Below are 8,153 nucleotides of genomic sequence, written 5' to 3' on the forward strand. Positions count from 1 at the left end.
CCCAAAAGAGCGGTACGGCATTCGACGCCTTCAACCTGATGTTGTTGAATCGGCTCAACCTAAACAACATGTTTGCAGGATACAACGGTCAGCCACGCCTGTTCGAAGTAGAAGCCGTAGGCGGATTTGGTTGGTTACGCCTGAACGATTTCTATGAGACAGGCGAAGGTGCCAACCACTTGGCATCAAAAGCCGGAGTAAACTTCAATTTCAATTTGGGAGAAAAGAAAGCATGGACCGTAGCCATCAAACCGGCTATCCTATGGGATATGAGCATGTGGGATGCCGACAGGGCTCACTCCCACCCCAATTTCAATGCCAATTATGCCAACTGGGAAATTACAGCCGGAGTGGTTTATCACTTCAAGAACAGCAACGGCAAGCATCACATGACAAAGGTAAGAGCCTACGACGCATCGGAAGTCAGCGCACTGAACGCTACCATCAACAACTTGCGTCAGGACGTAAGCTCCAAGGATGAAAGCATGAGAAATACGGCTAACCGACTCCGCAACGAGGAACAGAAATCTGCCGATTTGGAACGTGCACTGCAAGAATGCCGCAACCAAGGCCCGAAAGTGATTACGAACAACAAGAAAACATTGGAGTCTGTCGTAACATTCCGTCAAGGCAAGATCGTCATCGACGCGTCACAGCAACCCAACGTAGAACGTATCGCCACTTATCTGAAGAACCATAAAGAAGCTAAGGTGAACATCTTAGGATATGCTTCTCCTGAAGGAAGTGCCGAAGTGAACGAACGTATCGCCAACCAACGTGCGGAAGCCGTGAAGAATATGTTGGTGAACAAATACAGAATCGACGTTCGCCGTATTACAGCTAAGGGACAAGGCGTAGGCTACATGTTCGAGGAACCGGATTGGAACCGCGTCAGCATCTGTACGATTGTTGAAGATTAATCATCATTAGACTGATATAAAAAAGGCCGCTTTTCGCAAGCGGTCTTTTTTTATACCCTTTATCGTTTGGGAATCCTAAAACACTGTGATTCTGCAATCTACATATTACTCCATCAGGCTCCTCGTTTTAACATTTTTTTCTCAGCCAAACGATTTTTCAATCTCATGAGATTGATTTTTCATTCTGCGCCAAACGATTTCCCGTTTGCCTCATATCGGCAGAACACCTTCGGCAAAGGCATTTGTCCTCCTGCAAAAACCGCCCCTTTTGTCAAGATTATAAAAAGCATCAACGGACAGCCCCTGCTCCAAGAGCCAACTCCCGGCAAGCCTTACGGTCCACCTTACCATTTCCCGCCACCGGTACGGTCTCCACGCGCAAAATATGCCGGGGAACATGGTAACGAGGCAGAAAAGCCTTCATCGCACCAAACAAGTCGGCATCATCCATCGGGAAATCACGTACCAACAACAACACCAAAGCCTCGCCCAACTGCCGGTCCGGCACGGAAGTCAAAGCAAAAGGCACGCTGATAAGCTCCTTCAGCCGATGCTCTTCCTCCTCTATTTGGATTTTTACGCCCCCGCTGTTTACCACATTATCCGCACGCCCCACGATTGTGAACGTGCCATCGGCATGCAGACGCACCACGTCGTTCGTCTCCAAATCGGAAACACACAATTCCGGTGCATGAATCACCAACGTCCCCCGGGCGGACAGCGACAAACTTACCCCCTCGAAAGGACGATAACCTGCCGAAGCCTCCGGCCCGTTAAGTGGACGCAAAGCGACATGCGACAATGTTTCCGTCATGCCGTAAGTGGAATACACCCGGCAGGGCAAGTACTCCAAACGCCGTTCCAAAGCCTCGTCCACCGCTCCGCCCCCCACGATGACACAACGAACACGTGCCAGACGCTCCCGCTCGTCCGCCTGCCCCAACGTGTTGTAAAGTTGCATCGGCACGACAGACAGGAAATCCACCCGCTCCTCCACGTCGGCCAACGGATGCCCCGACGGACGACGAACCCATAGATGCAGTCCGGCCACCAAGGCACGCACGACCATCATCTTAGCCCCGATATACTTCAAGTCCATGCACAGCAAAGCCGTGTCGCCCGGGCGCAAGCCGAGGAACTCACACGTCCGAACGGCACTACGCATCATCCGCGCTTTTTCCACTCTCATCCGCTTGGGAACACCGGTGGAACCGGAAGTCTGCACTTCCACCGTAGACGCAGGCGAGAACCATTCCGCCAGAAAGGCATAAACGGCCCGCAAAGCCTCATCTTCCTCTTCAACGGACAACGCGGCCAGTTCGTGCAAGTCTGCCGCCGAGAAACGCCGCCCCTCCACGCCGACATGCTGCCGTTCAATCTCCGTCTGCCACATACCACAAACAATCTTTCCGGATCTCCAACGGCATCGGCACGTTGTCAGTGAACAACATTCCCGTGCCCAATCCCTGAGGCATCCGGGTGTGCCATGTGGCACACCATTGCGCAATGGCATTCAAGCCTACGTTCGACTCTAGTGCCGAGGTAATCCACCATCCGACGTTCCTCTTTTCCGCCTCTTCTATCCACTCCCGGCAACCGGAGAACCCGCCATGCAACGAGGGTTTCAGCACGATATACTGCGGATGGAGCGCGTCCAACAGCCTCTGCTTCGCTTCAAGGCTGCAATGTCCTATCAGCTCCTCGTCGAAAGCGACGGGCAAGGGCGAAACCGACACCAGTCCGGCCATTTCGTCCCATTGCCCGGCCCGTATGGGCTGCTCGATGGAATGCAAATCAAGTTCGGCCAACCGTTTCAGCTTGTCCAAGGCTTCAGCAGGAGCAAAAGCCCCGTTGGCATCCACCCGGAGTTCCACCTCACGAGCCGGGAAATGCCGCCGGATGAAACGCAACAAGTCCAATTCCTCCTCGAAACCGATGGCACCGATTTTCAACTTGACACAACGGAAGCCGGCTTCCAACTTCTCCCTGATTTGCCTGTACATGGCGTCATGGTCGCCCATCCATATCAACCCGTTGATGCAGATGCCCTCTTCACCGCGCGAAAAGGGCGTATCCCACAAGGCATACGTCCCTTGCTCGAAATGGCGCAAAGCCGTCTCCAACCCGAACAGCATGGAGGGGTATTCCCTCCACCGCTCCGTATCGACCTGCCCCGTACGAGCCACCTCCGCACATATCCCGCGCAACACGCTTTCGTAATCCGGCAAGTCATCCACACTCAACTGCGGCAAGGGAGCGCATTCGCCCCATCCCTCACGTCCCGGACAGGCAGCGGATGACACCCTGACGTACCACGACCGCCGCTCCGTGTACACTCCCCTTGACGTACCCGCCGGCTTTTTAAAATGAAAAAGCCGAGGGAAAACATCTATCTTATAATCTATCATTCCCATTCTATCCTCAATGTCACTGCATGCACCGTACATTCCCACATACGGAAACCCACCTGCAGCATATCACTTTAGGGTGCAAACTTAGAAAAAATCTTCGGATAATCATGCTTCCACCTTAAAAAACACAATCTTCCGCGACCGACGGGAATAAAAGTAACAGACTTTACACACTCTCCCAGGCACGAAAGGAATGACTCACTCCAATTTCTGGAAAGTAAACAGCAAACCATCCACCCGTAATTCACCATTAACTAATGTACCAATGGTACCATCCGTGATATACACCTTATTGCCATCAAGCACATAAGTGTAAGTCCTCACATTTTCCGCCACGAAAGACACCGTCTTTCCTGAAACAGTTTCCGTATGAAACGCAGCGGACTTATGGCCTATGTAGCAATTCGTCGTAAAACTTTCTACGGTATTAGCATTCAGGAAACGGTATGAAACGGCTCCTCCTGTAAAACCGTCTTCATCGGCATTGTCTTCTTCCACCGCTTCTCTCGCCATATCACGGAGGTCTGTCAACGGCAACCAATACCCCATGATGCCTCCGTCACCTGCTTCGTCATCGTCCTTATCGCAAGAAGAAAAAAACACCAACCCCAACAACAGGCACAGCATGAATCCCGGCAACTGCCATAATTTGAAACTTTTCATATCCATCGCATTTTATCTTTTAATTAATCATTTATCGGCCACCGGGCGTATGGCTCCCCCTAGACAACAGTCCATCCCGTCTGTCGGTCCAGGATCACCACCTTGGAATCCCAATCCATAAACCAGTAGACTACCATAAGAATACTGCTCAAACGTCCCTGTCCAATAAACGCTAAGCCCATTGGTAAGGACTTCTGATCCTATCCGTCGTCCACACGAGGGGAAAAAGAGCTTGTTCCCGTTGGGAGCAATGAACAGCAGCCCTTCCACATTATTATACAGAACCGTTTTCACGAGACAATCTTCCACCAAGTCATCCATTTCTTTCCGCGTGGGCATGCGCAAGCGGCCTTGCGATTTCACGTAAGCAATGTCCAACTCCGTACCGCTTATCTCCTTCGGAGGATTCACCCCGGCATAATACTCATAACATCCGGGAGCAGGCACATAAAAGTCATAAGTATCAATAATCCCTTGGTACTTGACAGTTCCCGTAGGATCGCCCCATCCGCACAAAACGCCGGTCTGCTCCGGTGAAGACGCATCCCAATTACACGAGGCCCATTTCACCCGACCTCCCATGTCTACCAGTTCGCCAGCCGTAGGCACATCGATACCATCGTCAGCAGGCTTCATCGTGAATGTTTTCGTATTGCCATATTCATAAGCCCCGTCTTTCTCAAAATATGCCCTGTAATAATAGGTCGTATTCGGTGTCAAACCTTCCAGAGTCGTTTTGAAATCTCCTGTCTCCGACATACCTACCTGTACTTTCACCACTCCTTCATTGCCGGCTTCCGGTGATTTCGATGTCCCGTAAACAAAACCAAAAGCATATACCTCAGGCACTTTCCCGGTTATGGTGCACGTCCCGGAAACCTCCACTGTGGTGGAAGACAATCCCGAATACGGTTGCGTCAGGATGGTCACGGAATACGCATCCTTGTCACCGTTGCCGCCGCCCGTCCCACCGTTATCATCGTCGCTACACGATACAAAAAACATCATGCCCAAAATCCACATCCAAACCGGACATTTAAAACATAACTTTTTCATTTTTTTTAATTTAATATTGTTCTCGAATTCAGTTTACCATGCAAAGATAGGCAAATCGAGAAGATGAAACGGAAATGGATAGTTCCAAGAAGTTGACAGAAATATTGCCATTTGATTAACATCCCTATTCCGTTCCGGAACTAAAAGGAAGGGAAAAATTTACGTCACACTTCATTTCCTGTGAAAGGTCTCCGAAAAAGTCATGATGAAGAATACAAGAAATACGCCACAACAAAGAGATATCAATATTTTCTTTGCCGAATATTTTATATACGTTAGGCCGTGTGCAACACAACTGTCTTGCAAACCATGTCACCGTACGCCCTTGCTCGTGAAGCGTGCAAGCTATAAGCTGTCCGATATGCAGCATACCCCTCTTTATTCATCCGGACTCCCAACGGACATGTTAAATCCAACATAAGAACTGCCTGTATATAGAAAAGGCGTAGGAATCTTACCTTTGCCCGTTCCGAGTTCCAAGGCCTTCGCATGCCCACCTGTCAAGAACGAGCAACGCAGAAAGCCCACGCCGATATGTATACGGCATGTCCTTTCCCCAAAAGGGAAGGACAGTACGTAAATATACATACCACGAGGACGTTACCGGTTGCCATCTGTTCTTTCGACAGGTCAAAAGGTGCGAAGTTCTGAAACCCGAAAGCCAGACGCTTGTAAACGTCTTCTCCATATATAATGCACATATCCTTGCCCACCCTTGGGCTTTCTGCGGAAATGTACAAGGCAAATATAGGAAAAAATGATGAATACTGATGTTCTCCATTCATTTTTTCTTCTTTTTGCAGTATCCGAACTTATCTAAACCTATTGGTCAGTAAACGGTGATAAACGAGTGATGAAGAAATTCTCCTATTGAAAATCAGAAGAAACATACTACTATGTATTGCATAGTACCAATATAATACATATATTTGCACGGAACAAAGGGACGCACCGGCCGGACGTCTCCTTACTTAAACGTTAAAAGCCTATGAACGTAGACAATGCGAAATCACAAATGCGGAAAGGAATGTTGGAATATTGTGTCATGCTGTTGCTGCGCAAGGAACCGTCATACGCCTCCGACATCATCACACGGCTGAAGGAAGCCGATTTGATTGTCGTGGAAGGCACGCTCTATCCGCTGCTCACCCGCCTGAAAAAGGACGGGTTGCTGAGTTATGAATGGCGCGAGTCCACCCAAGGACCTCCACGCAAATACTATGCCCTGACCCTCGACGGCGAAACTTTCCTGGCCGGACTGGACTGTGCCTGGAATGAGCTTTCCGCCACTGTGGGGCATCTGAAATCAGAAAGCCCCATAAGGCTTCCCCTACAAGAAAAAGACTGAATCCTTAACTTTTAAATACATAATATTTATGAAAAAGAATATTACCATCAACCTCTTCGGATCGCTCTATGCCATCGACGAGGACGCTTACGAACTGTTGAACCAATACCAAAAGAACATGCAACGCTACTTTTCCCGCCAAGAAGGGGGCGAAGAAATTGCGGAGGACATCGAACGCCGCATTGCTGAATTGTTCGATGAACTGAAGGCGTCCGGGGTGGAAGCCATTACCATAGAACACATGCAGGAAATCATCAAACGCATCGGGAACCCGGAAGAAATGGACAATCCGGAATCAGAAAACCTTTCCGAAGGCACAGAAGAACCGCATGAAGGACGTAAACCGAAAGAAACCATCCACAAGAAACTTTTCCGTAACCCGGACGACAAAATGTTGGGCGGCGTCACCTCCGGTTTGGCTTGTTTCTTCGGCATCGATCCACTGTGGCTCCGCCTACTGATGATATTGTTTGCCTGGTTCTCCCTCGGCACCATGATTGTCATCTACCTCATCCTATGGATCATTACCCCGGAAGCCCAAACCCCGGAAGACCGCTTGCGCATGCAAGGACGCCCCGTGAACATGGAAAACCTGCGCGACGAAATCATGGAAGGCGCACGCAAAGCCGGACAATATGCCACAGCACCGGAAACGAAAAAAACAGCACGCGGATGCCTCACTGTCTTACTGGACATTATCACTGCAGTTTTTAAAGGTTGCCTCTTTGTCTTCATTGGCGGACTGATTCTCATATTGTCCATCGTCTTATTGTTCGCTTTGGTCATGCTCTGCCTTTTCCTGATTTCCGCATGTTGCGGAGGTATAAGCGAGGGCGTGTTCAGTTCGTCGGCAGACCAAGCCTTTTTCAACGGGCTTGTCAACGGTTCCATCGGCCAAGGCATTTATTGGATAGCCTCGATAAGCTTTATTGTCTTGTCGGTCCTCACTTTGTATATAGGCGGACATTCCATCTTACGCATGACCGGACGCATAGCCCCTATGAACGCCATGAAACGGTTGGCACTCCTCGGGACATGGGTCGTATGCCTGGCTGTCTTCATTGCATCGGCCATTCAGGGCAATGCTTTTTATGAACGTTACAGACGGGAGTTCTACAAAGAAAAACAAGAACGTGAAGACGCCGCCCACCGACAGAAACAGTTAAACTACCTGAAAAACGAAGGTTGGACAGTCATCAGGCACGAAAACTGTGACGGTTACGTGAAAAGCGGAGAATATTATACCGGTGACCATGAAATGCAATATATCGATGCCTGGAGCGGCAACCGGAACATGGAATATGAGTTGGAACAAACCGTACACATGGCACCCGGCATCTACCGGTTGGAGGCCGCCGCACGGACTGACGGGCATGGTTGCGAAATCTTCGCCATTTCCGGAGGAAAGGAACAAAAGACCCAAGTACCTATATATAGCAATGAAGGCGGCGAAATCTGGCAGGATGCCAAAAAGAAACAGAACGACGGTACCGTCTCATTGGGCTTATGGAGAAATATCACCGAAGCCAATGGAGGAAAGGGCTATGGATGGAGCACCGTAAGGATTGACAGCATCGTCACACACAACGGTACCATACGCTATGACGTGACCAATATCCGCAGCAGGACATGGGACGGGACTTGGTTCTCAGCCACGGATTTCAAACTGGAAAAGACCGGTAATCTCCCCCAACGGAATCCTTCTTCCATCCCTCGGAAACCTGCCCGGCATCCTTAAAAAAGTAGCCTGATATG

General features: G+C 49.8%; 8 protein-coding genes. 3 read left to right on the forward strand and 5 right to left on the reverse strand.

All coding sequences use genetic code 11. From position 1 onward, the window contains the following. The coding region (locus AC5RDV_RS13170) for an OmpA family protein (RefSeq protein WP_282747857.1) at positions 1–920 on the forward strand (920 nt) is incomplete at its 5' end. A gap of 289 nt (positions 921–1,209) precedes the next feature. Here AC5RDV_RS13170 and AC5RDV_RS13175 read toward each other — a convergent pair. The 5 genes from AC5RDV_RS13175 to AC5RDV_RS13195 all read right to left on the reverse strand — a co-directional run bounded on the left by AC5RDV_RS13175 (position 1,210) and on the right by AC5RDV_RS13195 (position 5,420). Beyond that, positions 1,210–2,313 (reverse strand): AMP-binding protein, encoded by a 1,104-nt coding sequence (locus tag AC5RDV_RS13175; RefSeq protein WP_282747856.1) that lies wholly within the window; start codon positions 2,311–2,313, stop codon positions 1,210–1,212. Further along, complete coding sequence (locus AC5RDV_RS13180; protein WP_282747855.1) at positions 2,294–3,328, reverse strand: o-succinylbenzoate synthase; 1,035 nt, start codon at positions 3,326–3,328, stop codon at positions 2,294–2,296. The genes AC5RDV_RS13175 and AC5RDV_RS13180 overlap by 20 nt, the downstream gene beginning before the upstream one ends. Positions 3,329–3,529: 201 nt before the next feature. After that, positions 3,530–3,994, reverse strand: a complete 465-nt coding sequence (locus AC5RDV_RS13185) for a hypothetical protein (RefSeq protein WP_282747854.1) — start codon at positions 3,992–3,994, stop codon at positions 3,530–3,532. A 27-nt stretch (positions 3,995–4,021) separates the two neighbouring features. After that, the gene (locus AC5RDV_RS13190; RefSeq protein ID WP_282747853.1) at positions 4,022–5,050 is read right to left on the reverse strand and encodes a hypothetical protein; all 1,029 of its coding nucleotides are present in this window, start codon (positions 5,048–5,050) and stop codon (positions 4,022–4,024) included. A gap of 124 nt (positions 5,051–5,174) precedes the next feature. Next, entirely contained in the window at positions 5,175–5,420 is a 246-nt protein-coding gene (locus tag AC5RDV_RS13195) for a hypothetical protein (RefSeq protein WP_008618897.1), read from the reverse strand. Positions 5,421–6,038: 618 nt separating this feature from the next. Between AC5RDV_RS13195 and AC5RDV_RS13200 the strand changes: the two genes are divergently transcribed. Next, entirely contained in the window at positions 6,039–6,398 is a 360-nt protein-coding gene (locus AC5RDV_RS13200; RefSeq protein WP_130893767.1) for a PadR family transcriptional regulator, read from the forward strand. Positions 6,399–6,426: 28 nt separating this feature from the next. After that, positions 6,427–8,136, forward strand: a complete 1,710-nt coding sequence (locus tag AC5RDV_RS13205) for a PspC domain-containing protein (RefSeq protein ID WP_282747852.1) — start codon at positions 6,427–6,429, stop codon at positions 8,134–8,136. Positions 8,137–8,153 lie beyond the last annotated feature (17 nt).

It is taken from the genome of Paraprevotella sp., from assembly GCF_986071375.1.

Coding starts and splice junctions, on each gene's coding strand:
- AC5RDV_RS13175 (WP_282747856.1), bottom strand. CDS start 2,313: ATGTGGCAGACGGAGATTGAACGGCAGCATGTCGGCGTGGAGGGGCGG.
- AC5RDV_RS13180 (WP_282747855.1), bottom strand. CDS start 3,328: ATGATAGATTATAAGATAGATGTTTTCCCTCGGCTTTTTCATTTTAAA.
- AC5RDV_RS13185 (WP_282747854.1), bottom strand. CDS start 3,994: ATGAAAAGTTTCAAATTATGGCAGTTGCCGGGATTCATGCTGTGCCTG.
- AC5RDV_RS13190 (WP_282747853.1), bottom strand. CDS start 5,050: ATGAAAAAGTTATGTTTTAAATGTCCGGTTTGGATGTGGATTTTGGGC.
- AC5RDV_RS13195 (WP_008618897.1), bottom strand. CDS start 5,420: ATGCTGCATATCGGACAGCTTATAGCTTGCACGCTTCACGAGCAAGGG.
- AC5RDV_RS13200 (WP_130893767.1), top strand. CDS start 6,039: ATGAACGTAGACAATGCGAAATCACAAATGCGGAAAGGAATGTTGGAA.
- AC5RDV_RS13205 (WP_282747852.1), top strand. CDS start 6,427: ATGAAAAAGAATATTACCATCAACCTCTTCGGATCGCTCTATGCCATC.